The 20,502-nt window shown below is 58.0% G+C and carries 22 protein-coding genes; 6 read left to right on the top strand and 16 right to left on the bottom strand.

The window, feature by feature from the left end:
- Positions 1-22: 22 nt before the first annotated feature.
- A complete protein-coding gene (locus J2X66_RS09010) occupies positions 23-1,141 on the bottom strand; it encodes a TIGR00730 family Rossman fold protein (protein ID WP_310263315.1) in 1,119 nt (372 codons plus the stop codon).
- A gap of 368 nt (positions 1,142-1,509) precedes the next feature.
- On the opposite strand from J2X66_RS09010, the gene J2X66_RS09005 reads away from it, so the two are divergent.
- Positions 1,510-1,704: a hypothetical protein gene (locus J2X66_RS09005; protein ID WP_310263313.1), complete on the top strand. Its 195-nt coding sequence runs from the start codon at positions 1,510-1,512 to the stop codon at positions 1,702-1,704.
- On the opposite strand, the gene J2X66_RS09000 is transcribed toward J2X66_RS09005, so the two are convergent.
- On the bottom strand, positions 1,705-2,130 hold the full coding sequence (locus J2X66_RS09000) for a PA3611 family quorum-sensing-regulated virulence factor (RefSeq protein WP_027925008.1): 426 nt from the start codon (positions 2,128-2,130) through the stop codon (positions 1,705-1,707).
- 189 nt (positions 2,131-2,319) lie between these two features.
- Here J2X66_RS09000 and J2X66_RS08995 point away from each other — a divergent pair, with 189 nt between their 5' ends.
- The 3 genes from J2X66_RS08995 (at position 2,320) to J2X66_RS08985 (ending at position 4,363) form a co-directional block, all read left to right on the top strand.
- Entirely contained in the window at positions 2,320-3,078 is a 759-nt protein-coding gene (locus J2X66_RS08995) for a tRNA-uridine aminocarboxypropyltransferase (RefSeq protein WP_310263310.1), read from the top strand.
- A gap of 196 nt (positions 3,079-3,274) precedes the next feature.
- Complete coding sequence (gene erdR / locus J2X66_RS08990; RefSeq protein WP_027925010.1) at positions 3,275-3,925, top strand: response regulator transcription factor ErdR; 651 nt, start codon at positions 3,275-3,277, stop codon at positions 3,923-3,925.
- 75 nt (positions 3,926-4,000) lie between these two features.
- Positions 4,001-4,363, top strand: a complete 363-nt coding sequence (locus tag J2X66_RS08985) for a diacylglycerol kinase (protein WP_008010143.1) — start codon at positions 4,001-4,003, stop codon at positions 4,361-4,363.
- On the opposite strand, the gene J2X66_RS08980 is transcribed toward J2X66_RS08985, so the two are convergent.
- On the bottom strand, positions 4,360-5,286 hold the full coding sequence (locus tag J2X66_RS08980) for a LysR family transcriptional regulator (protein ID WP_140666297.1): 927 nt from the start codon (positions 5,284-5,286) through the stop codon (positions 4,360-4,362). The two genes, J2X66_RS08985 and J2X66_RS08980, sit on opposite strands and share 4 nt — an antisense overlap.
- Positions 5,287-5,408: 122 nt before the next feature.
- On the opposite strand from J2X66_RS08980, the gene fpr reads away from it, so the two are divergent.
- The gene (gene fpr, locus J2X66_RS08975) at positions 5,409-6,188 is read left to right on the top strand and encodes a ferredoxin-NADP reductase (RefSeq protein ID WP_008054100.1); all 780 of its coding nucleotides are present in this window, start codon (positions 5,409-5,411) and stop codon (positions 6,186-6,188) included.
- A 123-nt stretch (positions 6,189-6,311) separates the two neighbouring features.
- Here the strand turns inward: fpr and tsaA are convergent, their stop codons facing one another.
- From tsaA to rimO, 6 genes are all read right to left on the bottom strand, one after another.
- On the bottom strand, positions 6,312-7,013 hold the full coding sequence (gene tsaA, locus J2X66_RS08970) for a tRNA (N6-threonylcarbamoyladenosine(37)-N6)-methyltransferase TrmO (RefSeq protein WP_310263305.1): 702 nt from the start codon (positions 7,011-7,013) through the stop codon (positions 6,312-6,314).
- A 161-nt stretch (positions 7,014-7,174) separates the two neighbouring features.
- Positions 7,175-7,945: an SDR family oxidoreductase gene (locus J2X66_RS08965; protein WP_310263303.1), complete on the bottom strand. Its 771-nt coding sequence runs from the start codon at positions 7,943-7,945 to the stop codon at positions 7,175-7,177.
- A gap of 193 nt (positions 7,946-8,138) precedes the next feature.
- Positions 8,139-8,609: a DUF1456 family protein gene (locus J2X66_RS08960; RefSeq protein ID WP_008010137.1), complete on the bottom strand. Its 471-nt coding sequence runs from the start codon at positions 8,607-8,609 to the stop codon at positions 8,139-8,141.
- Between the two features lie 76 nt (positions 8,610-8,685).
- Entirely contained in the window at positions 8,686-9,396 is a 711-nt protein-coding gene (locus J2X66_RS08955; RefSeq protein WP_310263300.1) for an rRNA pseudouridine synthase, read from the bottom strand.
- Between the two features lie 82 nt (positions 9,397-9,478).
- Entirely contained in the window at positions 9,479-9,952 is a 474-nt protein-coding gene (locus tag J2X66_RS08950; protein WP_310263299.1) for a GNAT family N-acetyltransferase, read from the bottom strand.
- Between the two features lie 113 nt (positions 9,953-10,065).
- Entirely contained in the window at positions 10,066-11,403 is a 1,338-nt protein-coding gene (gene rimO, locus J2X66_RS08945; protein WP_059181533.1) for a 30S ribosomal protein S12 methylthiotransferase RimO, read from the bottom strand.
- 290 nt (positions 11,404-11,693) lie between these two features.
- Between rimO and J2X66_RS08940 the strand changes: the two genes are divergently transcribed.
- Positions 11,694-13,595: a potassium transporter Kup gene (locus J2X66_RS08940; protein ID WP_310263297.1), complete on the top strand. Its 1,902-nt coding sequence runs from the start codon at positions 11,694-11,696 to the stop codon at positions 13,593-13,595.
- Positions 13,596-13,802: 207 nt separating this feature from the next.
- Here J2X66_RS08940 and J2X66_RS08935 read toward each other — a convergent pair whose 3' ends face one another.
- From J2X66_RS08935 to J2X66_RS08905, 7 genes are all read right to left on the bottom strand, one after another.
- Complete coding sequence (locus tag J2X66_RS08935) at positions 13,803-14,129, bottom strand: DUF3077 domain-containing protein (RefSeq protein WP_310263296.1); 327 nt, start codon at positions 14,127-14,129, stop codon at positions 13,803-13,805.
- 389 nt (positions 14,130-14,518) lie between these two features.
- A complete protein-coding gene (locus J2X66_RS08930; protein WP_310263293.1) occupies positions 14,519-15,427 on the bottom strand; it encodes a restriction endonuclease in 909 nt (302 codons plus the stop codon).
- Positions 15,428-15,447: 20 nt separating this feature from the next.
- Positions 15,448-16,797: a restriction endonuclease subunit S gene (locus tag J2X66_RS08925; RefSeq protein ID WP_310263291.1), complete on the bottom strand. Its 1,350-nt coding sequence runs from the start codon at positions 16,795-16,797 to the stop codon at positions 15,448-15,450.
- Complete coding sequence (locus tag J2X66_RS08920) at positions 16,790-18,337, bottom strand: class I SAM-dependent DNA methyltransferase (protein ID WP_310263290.1); 1,548 nt, start codon at positions 18,335-18,337, stop codon at positions 16,790-16,792. Before J2X66_RS08920 ends, J2X66_RS08925 begins: the two co-directional genes overlap by 8 nt.
- A 58-nt stretch (positions 18,338-18,395) precedes the next feature.
- Positions 18,396-19,079: a protein phosphatase 2C domain-containing protein gene (locus tag J2X66_RS08915; RefSeq protein ID WP_310263288.1), complete on the bottom strand. Its 684-nt coding sequence runs from the start codon at positions 19,077-19,079 to the stop codon at positions 18,396-18,398.
- Positions 19,080-19,784 (bottom strand): hypothetical protein, encoded by a 705-nt coding sequence (locus J2X66_RS08910; protein WP_310263286.1) that lies wholly within the window; start codon positions 19,782-19,784, stop codon positions 19,080-19,082.
- Positions 19,781-20,425, bottom strand: coding sequence for a hypothetical protein (locus tag J2X66_RS08905; RefSeq protein ID WP_310263283.1), 645 nt, complete (start codon positions 20,423-20,425; stop codon positions 19,781-19,783). The genes J2X66_RS08910 and J2X66_RS08905 overlap by 4 nt, the downstream gene beginning before the upstream one ends.
- Positions 20,426-20,502 lie beyond the last annotated feature (77 nt).

Genomic DNA, 20,502 nt, shown 5'->3' with positions numbered 1-20,502 from the left:
ATAGCGGGCCATTTTTTTTGCCTCACATAACTTTGGAGGGTTTGCGCGTGCGCTGCTGCGTTTGGGGGTTAGATTGCGCCCAGTTTCCTGGCAGGTTGATGTAGTCCACCAGTTCACGCAGGCGACCATGATCACGCGCGTTGAAGTTGAAGGCCAATCGCGCCAGGTGGCTGAACTGCGCTTCATCGTGTTCTTCACCGCTGTAGGCGTGCTGATGGAAGCGATCGCTCAGGCACAGGTCGGCAAATGCTTCCTGCATGTGGTCAAGCGCTTGCTCACTGAGGGTGTGGTTCATGCGAATCACAAACTGATGCTTGAGCCAGCGGCTGGAGTGGAAGTTGCTGTAGAACTGGTTGATCTGTTCCACCGCTTCTTCAGCGCTGTAGACAAGGCTCACAAGCTTCATGTCGGTCGGCAGGATGTAGCGGTTTTCCTCCAGTTGATGGTGAATGAAGTCCAGCGCGCCTTGCCAGAACTTACCGCCCGGCGCGTCCAGTAATACCACCGGCACCAATGGGCTTTTGCCGGTCTGAATCAGCGTCAGTACTTCCAGCGCCTCATCCAGGGTGCCGAAACCGCCTGGACACAGGACCAGCGCATCCGCTTCCTTGACGAAGAACAGCTTGCGGGTGAAAAAGAAGTGGAAGGGCAGCAGGTTGGCGGTGCCTTGCACCGTGGGGTTGGCATGTTGTTCGAAGGGCAGGGTGATGTTGAAGCCCAGGCTATGCTCCCTGCCGGCCCCCTCGTGCGCCGCTGCCATGATGCCGCCGCCAGCGCCGGTGATGACCATCAGGTCCGAGCGCGCCAGAGCGGCGCCCAGTTCTCGGGCCTGACCATACAGCGGGTGTTCGATCGGTGTTCGGGCCGAGCCAAACACGGTGACTTTACGCCGGCCGCGGAACTGCTCGAGTACACGGAAGGCGTGCTCCAGTTCGCGCAGGGTTTGAAGGGTAATTTTGGCATTCCAGCGGTTGTGATCTTCCTGGGCCATGCGCAGCACGGTCAGGATCATGTCGCGGTAGATGGGGATGTTGGGGCTGTTGGGTGACACCAGGTTGAGTTGTTCTTCGACCTTGCTGGTGAGGTCGTGGCCGCTTTCTTCAAAATGACGGCTTAGCAGGTCATTCGGTTGGTAAGGCATCAATTTCTCCTTCCATACAGGCTGTGTTTTCCTTGAAGCGGGAAACATTCGCACAATTGGCACAACAAGATGCGTCGCGGGCGGCCCCTTTCCAGCCCGGAAAAGTGAATGGGATCACTATGAATCTAGACCCTCGCAGAGATTTACGCTGGCTTGATCATTGCGCCGCAAAGTGTTTCCTGGCAACCGCTTATTGACGATTTGCAAGGTGATTTCACCGCTCGTCTGAACGCACGCCGAGTGTCCGGCGCTCTGATTTACTAAGCTACAGATGCGACACGACAACTTTGCGTCAAAGGCAGGGCGCGGTTCTATAAGTTGAAGGATTTTTCGCTCAGGCAGGGCGAGGAGCAGGGAGGCGGGATGTTATGGCCAGAGTGATTCTGGAGATCGATACGCGACTGTATCGATTGCTCAAGTTATCAGCCGAGACCCATCATGTGAGTCTCGAGGAGGAGTGTTGCCGACGTCTGGAGGGAACTGAGCGACGGTCACATTACTTGCAGGCGTTGCTGGCAGAATTGCGCGCCGAGGATGAACAACGGCGCGCCAAATCCGGGTGATTACTTTTTCTTCTTGGCCGCCGGTTGCAGGCAATCCGACTCCTTGAAGCGCTCGCTGGCCACCGGACGGTTGGTTTTAACTTCGGTGAACTCGTAGCGCATGGTCGCGCCCTTGGCCATCAGCTTGCGAAAGCCCGGGTTGTTGCACACGGTAGAACCCAGCTGGAAGTAAACAGCCTTGGGGTCGGCGCGCATCTTGTCAGCGTGGCTGCTCTGGACGCTGAGGTGGTTGATCAGCTCGGTGCCTTCAACGGTATAACCCTGATCGAGAATATCTTCGTTGATCGCCCGTGGCGTGCCGACGCTGCTTTGGGCGGCTACGTTTTGCAGCATTTTGTTCAGTTCTGTGTCTTTCAAGGACGCAGCCTGAGCGCTGAAGGACGACGCCAGCAGAATGGCAGCGGTGGGAACGATAAGGCGCAGCATGAAACTCTCCTGGTTCAGTGACTGGTGCTTCGACCCGTCACATGACTGTGCGTTCAGTGGCGGCGAATTATAGGGGACGCGCTCCGGACGGTACAGGCTTGCGCCGGCTGCTCTGATAAACTGGCAGCACTTTTTGCCCTGCCGAGTGCTTTTCGTGTCGATTTCCTCCTTCTGCCGGCGCTGCCTGCGATGAACCCTGCCATTCCGCCCTTTGCTGCCAACGCCGTGGCCCGCTTGCGCGATTCTCGAGAAGAAGAGGGGATCAAGCCGATTCAGGCCCGAGGCTGGAGGGCGCCGCGTTGCCGTTCCTGCCGCGTCATCGAGAGTCATTGTCTGTGCGCCTGGCGCCCGCAAGTCGAGGCGCGCTCCGGTGTGTGCCTGATCATGACCAACAAGGAAGTGTTCAAACCGAGCAACACCGGTTGGCTGATTGCCGACGTGGTACGCGACAACCATGCGTTTATCTGGTCGCGCACCGAGGTTGATGAGCAATTGCTGGCGTTGCTGGCCGACCCGCAGTGGCAGCCCTATCTGGTGTTTCCGGGGGAGTACGTTGAGCCTGAGCGTGTCACCAACACGGTCGACATGGACAGTTCGAAGCGTCCGCTGTTTATTCTGCTGGACGCCACCTGGACAGAAGCCCGGAAGATTTTCCGCAAAAGCCCTTACTTTGACCGCTTGCCGATCCTCAGCCTGTTGCCCGAGAAGCTGTCTCGATACCGATTGCGCAGGTCGACCCGCAGCGAGCATTTATGCACCGCCGAAGTGGCTGCGCTGTGCCTCGATCTGGCCGGGGATACCGTAGCGGCCTCGGCGCTGGACGCTTATTTCGACGTGTTCAGCCAGCATTACCTGGACGCGAAACGACAACTGGACATGAACGTCGCCACGCCCGCTCATGCCGAACTGATGCCCTTCGTGCAAAACTCGGCCCCAGCCATCTGCTGATTGTCGCCCATACTGCAAAGAACTGTACTGCCCATGCACCTTGACCACCCAGTCTTCGCTGGGCATGCTTGGCGCCGATTGGGGCGCGGCCAGGTTTGATACGCCGTTTTCAGCTGTTATTGGCGTTGAACGTGCCCCATTGGTGCCGCTCCGTGGCTGTGCCTTGAGTCGTTTGAAAAACAGGATCATTTGAAAAATGGCCACATACGAAATCCTGATTGCCGATGATCACCCGCTGTTTCGAAGCGCGCTGCATCAGGCCGTGACTCTGGGCCTGGGCCCGGATGTTCGTCTGGTGGAAGTGGCGAGCATTGCCGAGCTGGAAGCCCGCCTGGATGAAAAGTCCGATTGGGATCTGGTGCTGCTGGACTTGAACATGCCCGGCGCCTACGGTTTTTCTGGGCTCGTGCTGTTGCGCGGTCAGTACCCGCAAATTCCGGTGGTGATGGTGTCCGCGCAGGAAGAAGCGTCGATCATGGTCAAGTCCCGTGAGTTCGGCGCCAGTGGGTTCATTCCAAAATCCAGCGACCTGAGCGTGATCCAGAAAGCCGTGCGTGCCGTACTGGACGGCGACGTATTCTGGCCGCCGCAAGCGTTTGAAGCGGTCAACGTTTCCGAGGAAGCCAAGGCCGCCAGCGAAGGCCTTGCGAGCCTGACACCCCAACAGTTCCGAGTGTTGACCATGGTCTGTGAAGGTTTGCTGAACAAACAGATTGCTTACGAGCTGAGTGTCTCGGAAGCAACGATCAAAGCCCATGTCACGGCGATCTTCCGCAAGCTGAATGTGCGGACCCGGACCCAGGCTGCACTACTCTTGCAACAACTTGAGTCAATTCCAAGCCACTAAACAGCTCCATGTTCACGCTATTTTGACTTTGCTTGATCTAGCGTTCCCATTCCTATCTGGTCAGTTGCCCACTCTATGTCACCTTTCAAAGGCCAAACCGGCCTCAAGCGTATCCTCAATGCCTCCGGCTATTCGCTGGATGGCCTGCGCGCAGCCTTCACCGGCGAAGCGGCCTTTCGCCAACTGGTGTTGCTCAACGTCATCCTGATTCCGCTGTCGTTCTTCTTGAACGTCAGCCGTGTCGAGCAGGCGCTGCTGATTGCCGTCTGCCTGTTGGCGCTGATCGTCGAGTTGCTGAACTCAGCGGTGGAAGCGGCCATCGATCGCATTTCCCTGGAATTGCACCCGCTGTCCAAGAACGCCAAGGACATGGGCAGCGCAGCTCAATTCGTGGCGCTGAGTATGATCGCGCTGGTCTGGGCGGTGATTCTGCTTTAAGCGATATTCGGCAGAACGATCTCGTCGCTGCGCTGAACCCCTGCGGTGAAAGCGCGGCACAGGTCGAGGAACTCGCGCATCGCCGATGTCTGATATTTCTGTTTGTGCCAGATGAAGTAGAACTGTCGCGCCAGGTCCAGGTCCGGTGTTTCCACGGGAACCAGGCTGCCACGACGGAACGCATCGCGCAGTGCCAGCCGTGAGATACACCCAATCCCCAATCCCGATTCCACTGCGCGCTTGATCGCTTCGGTGTGTTCCAGTTCGAGCCGGATATTCAGCGAGCTGCGATGGTGACGCATCGCCTGGTCGAAGGTCAGCCGCGTGCCAGAGCCTTGCTCGCGCAATATCCATGCTTCCTGACTCAGCTCCTCCATGGTCGCGATGCCGCGTTTGGCCAATGGATGCTGCGGTGCGCAGAACACCACCAGTTCATCCTCGACCCAGCTTTGCACTTCGATGTCCGGATGGCTGCAGTCGCCTTCAATCAGACCCAGATCAATTTCGTAGTGGGCGACTTGTTGCACGATATTGGCAGTGTTCTGCACGTGCAGCTTCACCTGGCTTTCCGGATGGCGCTGCATGAAGCTGCCGATCAGCAAGGTGGCCAGATAGTTGCCGATGGTCAGGGTCGCACCGACCGCCAATGAGCCGAAACCGGACTTGCCGTTGAGCAGGTCTTCGATTTCCTTGGACTGATCGAGCAGGGCCACGGCTTGGGGCAGCAGCTGTTTGCCGAGGGCGTTAAGGCTCAACCGTTTGCCAGCGCGGTCGAACAGCTGGCAGCTGGACTGGCGCTCCAGTTCGGTGATCGAGGTGCTCGCCGCCGATTGCGAAAGGTTGAGCAGGCCCGCAGCACGGGATACGCTTTCCTGCTGGGCGACGGCGACGAACACTTGAAGTTGACGGAGAGTAAATCGCATATCGATATAACCGATAACCCTTATCTTAATAATCCATTTAACAGATATTGTCTCTGCCTTTAGAATGCGATGCAATTGCGCACATCATCGGCGCAGGCAAAATCTCCAGGAGTCCCACGTACATGAGCAACATGAACCACGAGCGTGTCCTCAGTGTTCATCACTGGAACGACACTCTGTTCAGCTTCAAGTGCACCCGCGATCCGGGTCTGCGCTTCGAGAACGGTCAGTTCGTGATGATCGGCCTGCAACAGCCCAACGGCCGCCCGCTTATGCGCGCTTACTCGATTGCCAGCCCGAACTGGGAAGAGCATCTCGAGTTTTTCAGCATCAAGGTGCCTGATGGCCCGCTGACTTCCCAGTTGCAGCACCTGAAGGAAGGCGACGAGATCATCATCAGCAAAAAGCCTACCGGCACCCTGGTGCTGGATGACTTGAAACCTGGCAAACATTTGTACCTGCTCAGCACCGGTACCGGTCTGGCGCCGTTCATGAGCGTCATCCAGGACCCGGAAACCTACGAGCGTTTCGAAAAAGTGATCCTGTGCCACGGCGTACGTTACGTCAACGAAGTCGCTTACCGCGAATTCATCACCGAGCACCTGCCGCAGAACGAATTCTTCGGCGATGCCCTGCGTGACAAGTTGATCTACTACCCGACCGTGACCCGCGAGCCGTTCGAGAACGAAGGTCGCCTGACCGACCTGATGCGCAGCGGTAAGTTGTTCAGCGACATCGGCCTGCCACCGATCAACCCGCAGGACGACCGCGCCATGCTGTGCGGCAGCCCGAGCATGCTCGACGAGACCAGCGAAGTGCTGAACAGCTTCGGCCTGAAAGTGTCGCCGCGAATGCGCGAGCCGGGTGATTACCTGATCGAGCGAGCGTTCGTCGAGAAGTAAGCAAACGCATCACTGAAAAGCCCCCATTGCCTACACAGGCAATGGGGGCTTTTTATTGTCTGTAGGAGCACGGCTTGCCGGCGATGGCGTCCTGGAGATTGCCATCGCGAGCAAGCTCGGCTCCTACAGATTTGAGACTGGGATGACTTCGAGGACGCGGATCACTCCGGCCTCGGGATAATGCCAACGCACGTCCAGGTCCCAGAACTGTGCGCCGTATTCCCGCTCCGGTGTAGGAATCTGGTACGCCGGGCGTGGGTCTTGTGCCAGGCATTGCTCGATCAACGCCACCAAGGGCTCTTCAAGGCGCTGAGCATGGCCATGAGCCTGTTGCAGCGCGACATCCGTCCACTGCACGGGAATCAGCTGCGGCGCGGCGCTGGCGATGCTGTTGTAGGCGCTGTCGATGATGTCGGCGTAAGGCACGTAGGGTTTGATGTCGAGAATCGGCGTGCCGTCGAGCAAGTCGATACCGGATATCCACAGGCGGTTGGCTTCGACCTTGTCCAGCTTGACCACGGATTGACCGATGCCATTGGGGCGGTGCGTGGCGCGGGTGGCGAATACGCCCATGGATTTGTTGCCGCCCAGACGAGGCGGGCGGACCTTCAAACGGGGTTTTTCTTCCAGGGCCTGATGGAACAGGAACAGCAACCAGACGTGACTGACCTGTTCCAGGCCTTGCACCGCATCGCCCTGATCGAATGGCGCGACCAACTCCAGTACACCGCGAGCGGCCGGGGCCAGTTGCGGTTGGCGCGGGATGGCGAACTTCTCCTTGAAGCAGGAGCGCACGAAGCCGATGGGGGAAACGCTGTAGGTCATGGTCTGGGGTCGAGGCGGGGTCAGGACGGGCATGATAACCCGAGCGGCCACAGGATCGGTGGTGCCTGTCAGTCCGTCATCGCGGGCAAGCCACGCTCCCGCAGGGGAATGCATTCCAACGGTGGGAGCGTGGCTTGCCCGCGATGGCCGCACCGCCAATCTCAGAGACTGAACCCACCATCCAAAGGAATAATATTCCCGGTCATATACGCCCCCGCCGTACTCGCCAGACTGATCGCCAGCGCCGCCATCTCTTCCTCCCGGCCCCAACGCTTCATCGGAATCAGCGCCGTATCCTCCGCCAACGCCTGTTCATCATTGCCAATGTGCTGGGTCATCTTGCTCGGGAAACGCCCCGGCGCAATCACGTTGACGTTGATGTGCTGGCTCACCAGTTCCCGGGCCAGAATCCGCGACAATTGATGTAGGGCGGCTTTACTTGGCCCGTAGGCATACGCCTGCTCACCAAAGGACGAAATCCCGGCCACCGAGCCGATGTTGATGATCCGCGCCGGATTGGCTTCGGAGCCAGCTTTGCGCAAAAGAGGTAAAAACTGCTGAATGCAGTTGAACACCGAGGTCACGTTGAGTTGCATGACCTTTTCCCAGCCCTTGACCGGGTAGCTCTCCAGCGGAGCACCCCAGGTGGTGCCGGCGTTGTTCACAAGAATATCCAGATGAGTGATCTGCTCGCCCAGGCGCGTCGCCAGTTGAAGCACGCCTTCTTCGGTGGCCAGGTTAGCTGCCACACCCTGACAGCGCCCGAATGCGCTCAACTCGTCAGCCGTTTGCCGGCAGGCTTCAGCATCCCGGGCGCAGACGTAAACGGTTGCGCCGGCTTCGACATAAGCCTTGGCGATCATTTTGCCGATACCACGGGTGCCGCCGGTCACCAGTGCGGTGCGGCCTTGCAGGGAAAAGTACGGGTGCATGGCGAATCCTGAGCGTTGAGGGTCAGTACACCCTAGTCGTCAGCCGCCGTCAGCGGAGCCACTATTTTTGCGAGGAATGAGGGGCCATTCGGCCCAGCCTGCGTCCGCTTCTGTAGGAGCACGGGTTGCTGGCGATGGCGTTTTGAAGATCGCTATCGCCAGCAAGCTGTGCTCCTGCAAGGGGATGAGGCGCTTACTGCGGGCGAACGCGCAGGGTCAGGCCTTTGAGGAAGTTGCGCAGCAACTGGTCGCCACAGGTGCGGTAGTTGGTGTGGCCGAACTTGCGGAACAGCGCGCTCAGCTCAGGCTTGGACACCGGGAACTCGGCAGCCTTGAGGATCGCGTGCATGTCGTCTTCTTTCAGTTCGAAGGCCACGCGCAGCTTTTTCAGGATGATGTTGTTGGTCACCGGCACTTCGATCGGCTGCGGTGGACGGCTTTCGTCCTTGCCGCGCTTGAAGATCACCAGGCCATCGAGGAAGTGCGCCATGACTTCATCCGGGCAACGGACGAAACCTTCTTCGTCTTCTTCTTTCTTGTCGAGGTAAGTCAGCAGGTCTTCCATGGACACGTCCATGCCTCCGAGCTTGATGATCTCGATGACCTTCTTGTCGCTGATGTCCAGCATGTAGCGAACGCTGCGCAATACGTCGTTATGAATCATGGTGTGCAATCCTGATATTCAGCAGTGGGCGCCGCAGCAAACAGCGGCACCGGAATGTGTGGCGGCGGGAGAAGCCTTAGAACTTCTCTTTGCCGGACAAGTAGCGCCATTGCCCCAACGGCACTTTGCCGATGGACACGCCGCCGATGCGGATGCGGCGGATGGCGACGACTTTCAGGCCGACGGCCTGGCAAAACAGGGCGATCACGCCCGGTTGCGGGTTCTTCATCGCAAAGCGCAGGCGGTTCTCGTTCTGCCAGCTGGCCTTGACCGCCGGCAGTTCCTTGCCCTTGTACGTCAGGCCGTGGTTCAGGCGGTTGAGGCCGTGAGCCACCATGTCGCCTTCAACCTCGACCACATACTCTTGCTCGATCTTGCTGGCATCGGCAGTGAGTTTGCGCAGAATCTTCCAGTCCTGGGTGAACACCAGCAAACCGCTGGCGTTGGCCTGCAGGTCGGTGCTGGCGGTCAGACGCAGGAAGTGGCCCTTGAGCGGACGTTTGCTGAAGCGGTGTTCTTCGCTCAGCGTCTCGGCGCTCAGGGTGGTCATGGCGGTGTCCGCGTCCATGCCCACGGGCACGTTCAACAGGATAGTCACCGGCTCTGGTGCAGTGGCCTTGGCCTCGGGGTCGAGTTCGACTTTTTGCGTGCCGACCTTGAATTGCGGCTCGTCGATGACTTCACCGTCCACGGTCACCCAGCCGCCCTCGATGAACAGCTCAGCCTCCCGACGGGAACAGCCGACGAGTTCGATGAGGCGTTTGGAGAGACGAATCGGGTCAGTCATGACAGGGCCGTAACAAAAAAGGGGTGGGCATTGTACCTGCCTGGCGCCGGTTAATCGCGGGTCCATTTGCAAGGTGAGACTTTTAGCCGCGTTGAGCGCGCTGATCTGCCTGCTTAATGCGCATATGCAACAGCGGATAAGGCTGGCCCATGCCGTCAAACTCGGAACGGCCGATCACTTCGAAGCCTTGTTTGAAGTAAAATCCCAGCGCTTGCGGGTTCTGTTCGTTGACGTCCAGTTCGTCGGCATTCAGGTGTTCCATGGCATAGCGTAGTAACTGTTTGCCCAGGCCCTGGCCGCGGTGGGCCGGATCGATGAAAAGCATTTCGATCTTGCCGGCGGCGACCCCGGCGAACCCTGTGATGCGCTGGCGCGGGTCCCGGGTGCAAATCAGCATCACTGCATCGAGGTAGCGGGTCAGCACCAGATCTTTCAACAACAGGATGTAACTGTCTGGCAGAAAGTCATGGGTGGCGCGCACCGAGGCCTCCCAGACCCGGGTGAGTTCTTCGTAGTCACTGTGTTTCGGGGTGTGGATGACCGAATGATGGCGCATGGCCGGATGTCCTGTGTGCAGTGAGGTGTGCGAGTCCTTTCTCCCACAAAACGATAGACGTAAAAAAGCCCCGCATCTCGTCAAGAGAGCAGGGCTTTTCGTATTTTTTGCGTTTAGATCTGTTCAGCCCACAGGTCGTATTCGTCGGCGTCGGTCACTTTGCACCAGACTTTGTCGCCCGGCTTCAAGTTGCTGCCGTTGTCGATGAACACGTTACCGTCGATTTCCGGAGCGTCGAAGAAGCAACGGCCAACCGCGCCTTGCTCGTCGACTTCGTCCACCAGCACTTCGATTTCACGGCCGATGCGCAGTTGCAGGCGCGCCGAGCTGATCGCTTGCTGGTGCGCCATGAAGCGGTCCCAACGGTCTTGCTTGACGTCGTCCGGCACGATGGCCGCGTCCAGCAGGTTGGCGGGGGCGCCTTCGACTGGCGAGTACTGGAAGCAGCCCACGCGGTCGAGTTGGGCTTCGGTCAGCCAGTCCAGCAGGTACTGGAAATCTTCTTCGGTTTCGCCAGGGAAGCCGACGATGAAGGTCGAACGGATGATCAGGTCCGGGCAGATCTCGCGCCAGTTCTTGATGCGCGCCAGGGTCTTGTCTTCGAAGGCCGGGCGTTTCATGGCTTTGAGGACTTTCGGGCTGGCGTGCTGGAACGGGATGTCCAGGTACGGCAGGATCTTGCCGGCGGCCATCAGCGGGATCAGCTCGTCGACGTGCGGGTACGGGTAAACGTAGTGCAGACGCACCCAGACGCCGAGGGTGCTCAGGGCTTCGCAGAGTTCGGTCATGCGGGTTTTCACCGGCGCGCCGTTCCAGAAACCGGTGCGGTATTTCACATCAACGCCGTAGGCGCTGGTGTCTTGCGAAATCACCAGCAGCTCTTTGACGCCGGCCTTGACCAGGCGCTGGGCCTCGTCGAGCACGTCACCGACCGGACGGCTGACCAGTTTGCCGCGCATCGACGGGATGATGCAGAAGCTGCAGCTGTGGTTGCAGCCTTCGGAAATCTTCAGGTAGGCGTAGTGGCGCGGGGTCAGCTTGATGCCTTGCGGCGGCACCAGGTCGATCAGCGGGTTGTGATCCTGACGCGGCGGCACGGCGTCGTGCACGGCGTTGACCACTTGCTCGTACTGCTGCGGACCAGTCACGGCCAGCACGCTTGGGTGCACCTTGCGAATGTTGCCTTCTTCGACGCCCATGCAGCCGGTCACGATGACCTTGCCGTTTTCCTTGATGGCTTCGCCGATCACTTCCAGCGACTCAGCCTTGGCCGAGTCGATGAAACCGCAGGTGTTGACCACCACGACATCGGCGTCCTCGTAAGTGGACACAACGTCATAGCCTTCCATGCGCAACTGGGTAAGGATGCGCTCGGAGTCGACCAGTGCTTTGGGACAACCCAGGGATACGAAGCCAACCTTTGGATTGGCCGGCGCAGGAGTGGTGGACATGTCTAACCTCGGTATTTGTGACGCCTCCAGCCGAAGTCGGCAAGGCGACTGACAGGACGCTTTAGTGCGCCTCTGATCAAAAAGTGCGCAATTCTAGCGATCAGTCGTTCACTTGACCAGCTTTATGCAGGGAAATACGACGAGTGCTGCGCTATGCTTCGCGCCGTTAGGCTTTACCGAATTTTTACAGTCAATGAAACGTCTGTAACTGTAAGTAAAACAGCGCATGCTGCGTGGCAAAGCATAGTGCTTCTTCCAAAGAAGTCCGTTCTGGGTAGTAGGAGTGGTGGATGGGTCAGGCAAGTAGTCAGGCTGCGAGCGCCGGGCATTCGGCGGCGAAGCCGATCGGCATGCTGGTGGCGGCGGTCGGGGTGGTTTACGGCGATATCGGCACAAGCCCGTTGTACACCCTCAAAGAAGTGTTTTCCGGTGGTTACGGCGTGCCGGTCAACCATGACGGCGTGCTGGGAATACTGGCGCTGATCTTCTGGTCGCTGATCTGGGTCGTCTCGATCAAGTACATGATGTTCGTGCTGCGCGCCGACAACCAGGGCGAGGGCGGGATCATGGCCCTGACGGCGTTGGCCAGGCGGGCGGCGTCGGGGTATCCAAAATTGCGAGGGTTGCTGGTGGTCTGCGGGCTGATCGGTGCGGCGCTGTTCTACGGCGACAGCATGATCACCCCGGCGATTTCCGTCCTCTCGGCGATTGAAGGCCTCGGCCTGGCGTTCGATGGCATCGACCATTGGGTGGTCCCGCTGTCGTTGGTCGTGCTGGTGGCGCTGTTCCTGATCCAGAGCCACGGCACCGCGCGAATCGGCATTCTGTTCGGGCCGATCATGGTCACCTGGTTTGTGGTGCTGGGGGCGCTAGGCGTCTACGGGATCATGCAGCACCCAGAGGTGTTGCAAGCGCTGAACCCGGTCTGGGGCGTGCGTTTCTTCACCCAGCACCCGGGCATGGGTGTGGCGATCCTCGGCGCGGTCGTGCTGGCATTGACCGGCGCCGAAGCGCTGTACGCCGACATGGGCCACTTCGGTCGCAAGCCGATTGCCCGCGCCTGGTTCATCCTCGTGCTGCCGGCGCTGGTGTTGAACTACTTCGGCCAAGGCGCGCTGCTGCTGGGTGATCCGGAAGCCGCGCGTAACCCGTTCTACCTGTTGGCGCCAAGCTGGGCGTTGATTCCGTTGGTGGGCTTGTCAACCCTGGCCACGGTGATCGCCTCGCAAGCGGTGATTTCCGGTGCGTTCTCCCTGACCCGTCAGGCGATCCAGCTCGGCTACATTCCGCGCATGCACATCCGCCATACCTCCAGCGCCGAACAAGGCCAGATCTATATCGGTGCGGTGAACTGGGCGCTGATGGTCGGCGTGATCCTGTTGGTGCTGGGCTTCGAATCCTCCGGCGCCCTGGCCTCAGCCTACGGCGTGGCGGTGACCGGCACCATGCTGATGACCACCATCCTGGTGTCGGCGGTGATGTTGCTGCTGTGGAAATGGCCACCGCTTCTCGCCGTGCCGGTGTTGATCGGCTTCCTGTTGGTGGATGGTCTGTACTTCGCCGCCAACGTGCCGAAAATCGTCCAGGGCGGCGCCTTCCCGGTGATCGCCGGTATCGCGCTGTTCGTGCTGATGACTACCTGGAAACGCGGCAAGCAATTGCTGGTCGAGCGCATGGACGAAGGTGGGCTGCCCCTGCCGATTTTCATCAGCAGCATCCGTGTGCAACCGCCGCATCGCGTGCAGGGCACCGCCGTGTTCCTGACCGCACGCCCGGATGCGGTGCCTCATGCGCTGTTGCACAACCTGCTGCATAACCAGGTGCTGCACGAGCAAGTGGTGCTGCTGACGGTGGTCTACGAAGACATCCCACGGGTACCGCCGAGCCGACGCTTCGAAGTTGATTCCTACGGCGAAGGGTTCTTTCGGGTGATCCTGCACTTTGGCTTCATCGACGAACCGGACGTGCCACAGGCGCTGAAACTGTGTCACCTCGATGACCTGGACTTCAGCCCGATGCGCACCACCTACTTCCTCAGCCGCGAGACGGTGATTGCCTCCAAGCTCGAAGGCATGGCCCGTTGGCGCGAGGCGCTGTTCGCCTTCATGTTGAAGAATGCCAATGGCAATTTGCGCTTCTTCAATCTGCCGCTGAATCGGGTGATTGAGCTGGGTACACAGGTCGAGATGTAAGCCCCCCATTGAAAAGCCCCCGTTGCCAGTGCGGCAGCGGGGGCTTTTTTGTGCCTGGAATCTCGCCCTGAAGGCCAAGAAGGTCCCTTGTGGGAGCGAGCCTGCTCGCGAAAGCGGTGTATCAGCCAACCTTGATAGTGGCTGACACGACGCCTTCGCGAGCAGGCTCGCTCCCACAAGGGGCGGCGGTGTTTCATGCCTGTGCGCTTACTGGCACTCAGGCAGCCCTTCTTCTGATTCGGTCTTCGTCCGGGCCGGTCGCGGCGTCAGCACCTTCACAACATCATCAATCACGGCTTTGCCCATCGCCGTCAGATAGTGAGCGGCCCAGGCGTGGCGGTCGGTGTCTCTTGCGTAGGCAGCATCCTCGGCGAATGATTTGCCGAGGAACAGCAGGTCAGAGGCTTGTGACAAGGCATCAACGATGGGGACGCCGGCGCGGACGTTGAATAGCGCCTGATCCGGGCAATAGATGAGTGGGGTGTAGCCTATGGTTTTTAATTCTGAGATCGCGGAAGCATCTGTTTTGGTCATGGTCTTTCTCCAGGGTTCGAGGAGTCGCCACGTTCGTTTCCAATCGAATAGGTGGCGACTGTACGCAGGTTGGAAAACCGGGAACCAAGGAACCGGCACGCCCGAGGGCGTCCCACGCACAGCCGCCATAACTCAGGATCGCAGTCGTAAAACTACTGCGGCCATGATGGGCGATGGTGCGCTTTGGTTCGACGGGTTTCCAAGCCCGATCGCTGAATGGTCAGCGACGTCCGGAGAGTATCCCGTCGAAGAAAAACGCAACAAGGCGGCAAAGTGCCCAAACACGAGATTCGGAGTTTGCCTACAAGGTCCGCGGGCGTCTTCCGATATTGCGACACCTTGAGCAAACAAAATTAAACAACAGGCGCAACGAATACAGGGCGGCGAGATCAGTCTTCGGTGAAGTAATCCGAATCAATGTGTTTGATCTCAAAGACTTGTTTCACGCTACAGCCCAGATTGTTCTCCACCATCAGGCGCGCCAGTTCTACCCCATCGATCAGCACCACTTTGATGTCCAGGCCGAGCGCCGCCTCACGTGCGCCGATGGAGAAGTCGGAAGTGGTGATAAACACGCCCTTGCGGGCACGCTGGCGGGTGAGGGCACCGATGAACTTGTCGATCTCCGGGCGATGCACCGTGTTGCTCCAGCGCTTGGCTTGCAGGTAAATCACATCCAGGCCGAGTTTGTCTTCCTTGATGATGCCGTCGATGCCATCGTCGTTGGTCTGTTGCGTAGCGCGGCCGGCCTCCTTACGGGAGCCGCCATAGCCCATGGCGATCATCAAATCGACCACCAATTGCTCGAAGAACGTCGGCGAGGCACCGCGCACTTGCGTAAGCAGCTCATCGGCCAAGGATTGCATCAATGCCTGATGGGCCTGGTTCAGTTGCTCATCCGGGGTGATGTCTGCGATGGGCTCGGGTTGAGTGCCGGGTGTTTCGTTGCTAGGCCGCGCGCCATGGAAAGCACCGAACTCTGGATAGCGTTTGAGCCAACCGACTGTGATCCGTTGCGGCCCGGAAACCAGCGCTTCACGGCCACGCTCGGTAATTTGCACCAGACCTTTGCTCGGGATACTCAGCAACCCCGCCTTGTTCAGGTAGGTGCGTGCCCAACCGATACGGTTGTTGATGACCGTCTGCTGTCCTGAAGGCAGCATTTCATGGCGTTCGACATCACTCAGCTGAAACTGCTCGGTGACCTGTTCACGCAGGGCCTTGAGGCTGACGGGCAGGCCATCGGCGACCATGACCAGTACGGGACGCATGACGGATTGGAAATCGGGAATGGCCATGATCGCTACCTTTCTTGAATTCAGACCGACGCCTTGCGGCTACGTTTTGGTTTGGGTGTTGCGGCTCGCTGGGCTTTGATGCGCTCCAAAAGCACGCTGGCGGGTTCGTCGTTTGGGTCTTGGGGGACGAGTTCGCCACGGAAGGCTTTGGCCAGGATGCTTTGGGTCAGGCGATCGACTCGCATTTGGGTCGCAGCAACATTCAATTCAATTTGATCGGCGAATGCGAAAAAATGTTCGATGCGCTGGACGATTTCGGTTTGTTCCTCCATTGATGGAAGCTTGATCTCAAAGCCCCTTAGGAATCCCAGATTTATTCGCGGTCGTGTTGCACCATGAACAGCTTCCTTGATTCGCAAATAAGTGTGTCTTGCAGCCAATATCGACATTACAAACGTTGGGTTTACAGTGCTTTGATCGATGCGAAGGCAAAAGCAGTCCGCTTTATTGATAAAGCTCGCATCGCTATTGGGAAGGCGGCAGACCCTAACCTCTTCGTCTACGAAAGAAGAAAAAAGAATATCGCCAGTCTCCAGCTTGTTTTTTGCTAATTCCGCAAATTTGCCTGACCCGATAAAAGTTTGTTTTTCACCGATGAAGTTCAGGTGGCCGATATTCTCTAGGCGGACAACCCTTACACCTTCTGTCGTGTAGTCATCAGATTTAAGTTTCGAACCAAATGGCCCATCAAAGGCAGTAATGCAAAGTGAGCCAATCGTAACTTTTCTCCAAGAGGGGATTGCTGTTTGGCGCTCTCGCCACTCCTCCGTCAAACGTCCCGAAGCCGCTGCGGTTAGGACTGATTGGCGGAAACGTTTGAGCAGGGCGGGGACGCCATCGATGCGAGCTTTGAGGGTGTCGACCTGGGCCAGCAGTTCATCGAGTTTTTTTGCAATGCGGGTTTGTTCGGCGAGAGGCGGAAGACCGATCTCATGTGCTTTTATCACTGCCTGCGAAATATTCGGCTGAGCCCCACCTTTGCCTTTTTCAATAAAGGCTTTCTTTTCATTTTGGAGAAGTCGATATAGGAACTCCTTTTCAGTAATTCCTGCAACTGGTGCTCCAACCGCACACGCTTGGTTTGTTGATGCGTCTACGCCAAGAATGGCTGTTTTTCCAATAGTCGCTCCATACATCGCAATGGCTACTGACCCTGCGGGGAAAAGCTTTGCACTGGAATTCTTAATAGCAGCTTCTGTGATGAACTCTTCAGTCGATGTAACGTAGCGACTATTCAGTTCACCGCTTTTTATCCAAGGAATTGTACCGCCGTAAAAGCTTGGATCACTTCGCGACGGCGTGCCGCCTGAGCCCCAGTCAGCGACCTCACCTAGTGTTGTTTCAGCCCAGCCCACCGGCAACTCATTCATCCCCATTCCCCTGAGCCACCGTCAATCCCATCACCTCAGCCATCAATTGCTTTTGCGCCGCCACTTCGTCATTAGCCCCGAGCGCTTTCATCAACTCTTCTAGCTCATGCAAGGCTTCGGTAAGTTCGGCCATTGCCTCGCCAGCCAAGACTTCTGGTGCTGGCAAGTCATTGGAATCCAGACTATCGGCGTCTTTCAGCCAGCTGATATCTAGTGAATCACTTCGTTCTGCGATCTGCTCACGAGTAAACACCCGAAAACGGCTACGCTCGCCGATGCCTTCGACATTCTCCGCACGCGGGCTAATGCCATTGGCATTCTCCCCATAGGCGTCTTCGAAAGGCTTGAGGTGAGCTGCGCCGAACGGCGTACGCTTTCCAAAGCTAGGCATGTTGCTGCGTAAATCGTAGACCCATACACGCTGCGTGCAGCCTTGATCCTGGCGAGGGCTATTGGTGGTGCCTTTCTGGAAAAACAGCACGTTCGTCTTCACTCCTTGGGCGTAAAAGATGCCCGTCGGCAGCCGCAGAATGGTGTGCAGATTGCATTTGTCCATCAGGTCACGGCGCACGTCGGTGCCGACGCCGGCTTCGAACAATACGTTGTCCGGCAGCACCACGGCGGCACGGCCACCGGGTTTGAGTCCGCGATATATGTGCTGCAAGAAGGCCAGTTGCTTGTTACTGGTCTTGTAGGTGAGGTCATCACGGGTCGGACCGCCGCCGCCCCTGGCGGTACCGAACGGTGGGTTGGAAAGGATGACATCCACTTTCGGCAGATTGGCCCCGGTTTGCCCGAGGGCGTTGCCCAAGTGCACCACGCCTTCTTCATCACCTTCCATGCCGTGCAACAAAGTGTTCATCAGCGCTAGACGACGTGTACCAGGCACTAGCTCTACGCCGACAAAAGCACGGTTGCGCTGGAAGCTTCGGGCTTTTTCGTCGAGGTCGTAATGTTCGTCGGTTTTACCTTTGATATAGGCGTCGGCAGCAATCAAGAAGCCAGCAGTACCAGCAGCCGGGTCCTGAATGGTTTCGCCGGCCTGAGGCTTGATGCAGTTAATGATGCTGTCAATCAACGGGCGCGGGGTGAAGTACTGGCCGGCACCGGATTTGGTTTCGCTAGCGTTCTTTTCCAGCAGACCTTCATAAAGATCTCCCAGACCATCCCGGCGGGCGCTGAACCAGTCAATGCCGTCGAGGCTTTTGATCAGTTGTTCCAAGTGGCGCGGTTCTTTCAGACGAGTCTGGGCATCGGCATAGATGGCCGCGATCAACGGGTCACTATTTTTACCCAGATCGAGCAACATCTGCCGGTAGTGGTCGAGCAGATTAATGCCCGACTTACTGGCCAAGTCCGGCCAGCGCGCGCCTTCCGGTAGCTTGTGGCTGAAGCTGTCGTTGTTCTGAACCTGTTCAAATTCCATTTTGATGAACAGCAGCAACACCAACTCGGTGACGTAGTCGCTGTAGTTGATGCCGTCGTCACGGAGGACGTCGCAAAGGTTCCAGAGCTTCTGGACGATGTCGCTGTTGTTCATGGGAAGTACTCTAAAAAGGGTCTGAATATGAGTCGAAAAAGGTGAAGGGTTCGGCTCATCAAGTCGGTGGAGTGATGACGCTCAGGCAGCTGATGTCGTCATCGGTGGGCGGGGCGGGCAGGTGGCCGTCACGCAAAAAAGTCTGTTGTCGCTGGGCACACAAACCTGCCCAGAAACCATCGCTCGCCAGCAACCAGTGTTGGTTCGGGCGGGCAGGCCAGTAATTGATTTCAGGGCTGCTCGTTCGCCTGGCGCTGAAGCAGCGGGTCAACGTATGACGCGATGACGCCCGCGCAATCTGTGCGTGGGTAAGGTCGCCCAGCCAGTTGGGAGCGCAATGTACAGCACTCAGCCACCTGATTTCACCGTCATGTTCAATGGCGCCGAGGCAGCAGTCACCTTCATGGACAGTGAATGCAGTATCGGGAAGCAGGCAGAGCACCAGATAGCTGCAGGCCGCGAGGGGGAAATCATCACGTAGCATCTGATGGCTGCGGGCAATGAGGCGCAACATCGCGTCGGCCAATTGCTCGGCGTTCAGTTCAGCCATTGGGAGCTGGCTAAAACCGATGGTTAGCTCATTGAGCAGAGCTTGGGCCTGTTCCCCACTGCGAGGATGACTGCTGCTGCCGTCGGCAACCAGGTAGACGCTGGCGCGTGCCTGAGTCGCATGGGCAAAGGCATCACGGTTATCCTCGGTGTGGGTGCCTGCCTGTGTGAGCCATCTTATCGTTGCGACCATTCAGGCGGAGACCTGGACGATTTGGTGCAAACGCTGCCAGATGATCTGTTCACGCTCGCTATCGCCGTGAGCGGCATCCTGTACCAGGTAGCCAAAATCGTTATTCCCCAGCAGTTCTGCCAGTGTTTGAGACAGATAGGTACGCAGCTCAGGGGCGGTAGACGCGACTTCATTTGCCAGTTCTTCGCGACCGTTAACCAGATTGAGTATGTCCTCCAGGTCTTGGCTGCCCAGTGGGTTCTGGGCGCCACGGCCTGCGTAGGCTTCAAGTTTGCTACCCAGGAAGTAGGGCGGGCTGAACAGGCGAATGCGACGACCGCTGGGTAGTTCGTGCCATTGCGCGCTGGCCAATCCATCTTTAAACCAACGGTTGTTGCAGCCCAGCAGGTTGGCGGTTTCGGCGTCTGCGGGCATGAAGTCGACTTTTAATTCGCCGAGACGCATGCGGCAGATGACTTCATCCTGCTGCGATTGCTTGAAACCTTTTCGCTTGAGCTGTTCCACCAACTGTTGCCACTGGGCATAGCCGGTCAGGTGCACGACCAGATCGACATCATCGGTGTAGCGCACTTCTTCGAGGCTGAACTCATCGGTCAGCAGCAGCGCTGTGGTGCAACCGCCGACGAAGGCGACCTTCCGGCACAGCTCTTCTCCGAGCGCTTTGGCGACGACTTCAAGCATCTCGATGTTCTGTGTTCGGCTCATGATTGAAGAATCTTTTCGCGTAACAGTTGATTGGCGAGATTGGCTTCCCGGGCATTACCCAGACGAACGGCATCAATCAGCGCCAGGTATTCATACAGCCGAGGATCTTTTTTGACGGCGCCCGGAACTGTCTTGAACAGCGGGGTGATGGATTGTCCTTTGCGAGCGCCATAGGCGTCTGGCCAGACGTAGATAAGGTCACCACCGCTCATCAGCTTGTCCTGGAGCACGGGGGCGGAAAAGCCGGTTGGGATGCCCCGGACAATTTCTGCGGGTTTTACCGGAAAGACATAACGCAAGCCGTGCTCGATAAAGCCTAACAGTGCTTTGCTGTTGACTAGAATGAAATGGGAGCGTGGGTCAAGGCGTAATAATCCGATCTCCAGACAGCGTTTCAATGCCGCGCCGACCTCGGTTTTGCTGATGCCAAGTGAGGCTTCCAGGGCGCGAACAGAGTAGCTCTCGTGATGGACTGGCGGATCTTGTTCTGAGCTGTCTTCCCAGCCTCGCCATTGTTTGACTTCGTCGTTATCGCTGAGCTTGATCAGTTCTGCTGTTTCGCTGTCGAGTTTGCGCTGCGAACGCTCACGCTGTTCCAGGCAAATCAGTTTGATCAGCAAAACTACGTCTTGACTCTTCATGGGGCCTCGGCTAGCTAATGTCCTCTGTCCTAGGACTGAGGACAGTGTAGGCGTTTTTGCTTAACGCCTGTCAACTG

The organism is Pseudomonas sp. 3296 (assembly GCF_031456615.1).
GTDB classification, from domain to species: domain Bacteria; phylum Pseudomonadota; class Gammaproteobacteria; order Pseudomonadales; family Pseudomonadaceae; genus Aquipseudomonas; species Aquipseudomonas mucoides.
The sequence above is the reverse complement of the archived record's forward strand: the minus strand, read 5'-3'. Positions and strand labels throughout refer to the sequence as shown.

What these genes read in the sequence shown, in the direction of transcription:
- J2X66_RS09010 (WP_310263315.1), bottom strand. Translation starts at nt 1,141, where the DNA reads ATGCCTTACCAACCGAATGACCTGCTAAGCCGTCATTTTGAAGAAAGC.
- J2X66_RS09005 (WP_310263313.1), top strand. Translation starts at nt 1,510, where the DNA reads ATGGCCAGAGTGATTCTGGAGATCGATACGCGACTGTATCGATTGCTC.
- J2X66_RS09000 (WP_027925008.1), bottom strand. Translation starts at nt 2,130, where the DNA reads ATGCTGCGCCTTATCGTTCCCACCGCTGCCATTCTGCTGGCGTCGTCC.
- J2X66_RS08995 (WP_310263310.1), top strand. Translation starts at nt 2,320, where the DNA reads ATGAACCCTGCCATTCCGCCCTTTGCTGCCAACGCCGTGGCCCGCTTG.
- erdR (WP_027925010.1), top strand. Translation starts at nt 3,275, where the DNA reads ATGGCCACATACGAAATCCTGATTGCCGATGATCACCCGCTGTTTCGA.
- J2X66_RS08985 (WP_008010143.1), top strand. Translation starts at nt 4,001, where the DNA reads ATGTCACCTTTCAAAGGCCAAACCGGCCTCAAGCGTATCCTCAATGCC.
- J2X66_RS08980 (WP_140666297.1), bottom strand. Translation starts at nt 5,286, where the DNA reads ATGCGATTTACTCTCCGTCAACTTCAAGTGTTCGTCGCCGTCGCCCAG.
- fpr (WP_008054100.1), top strand. Translation starts at nt 5,409, where the DNA reads ATGAGCAACATGAACCACGAGCGTGTCCTCAGTGTTCATCACTGGAAC.
- tsaA (WP_310263305.1), bottom strand. Translation starts at nt 7,013, where the DNA reads ATGACCTACAGCGTTTCCCCCATCGGCTTCGTGCGCTCCTGCTTCAAG.
- J2X66_RS08965 (WP_310263303.1), bottom strand. Translation starts at nt 7,945, where the DNA reads ATGCACCCGTACTTTTCCCTGCAAGGCCGCACCGCACTGGTGACCGGC.
- J2X66_RS08960 (WP_008010137.1), bottom strand. Translation starts at nt 8,609, where the DNA reads ATGATTCATAACGACGTATTGCGCAGCGTTCGCTACATGCTGGACATC.
- J2X66_RS08955 (WP_310263300.1), bottom strand. Translation starts at nt 9,396, where the DNA reads ATGACTGACCCGATTCGTCTCTCCAAACGCCTCATCGAACTCGTCGGC.
- J2X66_RS08950 (WP_310263299.1), bottom strand. Translation starts at nt 9,952, where the DNA reads ATGCGCCATCATTCGGTCATCCACACCCCGAAACACAGTGACTACGAA.
- rimO (WP_059181533.1), bottom strand. Translation starts at nt 11,403, where the DNA reads ATGTCCACCACTCCTGCGCCGGCCAATCCAAAGGTTGGCTTCGTATCC.
- J2X66_RS08940 (WP_310263297.1), top strand. Translation starts at nt 11,694, where the DNA reads ATGGGTCAGGCAAGTAGTCAGGCTGCGAGCGCCGGGCATTCGGCGGCG.
- J2X66_RS08935 (WP_310263296.1), bottom strand. Translation starts at nt 14,129, where the DNA reads ATGACCAAAACAGATGCTTCCGCGATCTCAGAATTAAAAACCATAGGC.
- J2X66_RS08930 (WP_310263293.1), bottom strand. Translation starts at nt 15,427, where the DNA reads ATGGCCATTCCCGATTTCCAATCCGTCATGCGTCCCGTACTGGTCATG.
- J2X66_RS08925 (WP_310263291.1), bottom strand. Translation starts at nt 16,797, where the DNA reads ATGAATGAGTTGCCGGTGGGCTGGGCTGAAACAACACTAGGTGAGGTC.
- J2X66_RS08920 (WP_310263290.1), bottom strand. Translation starts at nt 18,337, where the DNA reads ATGAACAACAGCGACATCGTCCAGAAGCTCTGGAACCTTTGCGACGTC.
- J2X66_RS08915 (WP_310263288.1), bottom strand. Translation starts at nt 19,079, where the DNA reads ATGGTCGCAACGATAAGATGGCTCACACAGGCAGGCACCCACACCGAG.
- J2X66_RS08910 (WP_310263286.1), bottom strand. Translation starts at nt 19,784, where the DNA reads ATGAGCCGAACACAGAACATCGAGATGCTTGAAGTCGTCGCCAAAGCG.
- J2X66_RS08905 (WP_310263283.1), bottom strand. Translation starts at nt 20,425, where the DNA reads ATGAAGAGTCAAGACGTAGTTTTGCTGATCAAACTGATTTGCCTGGAA.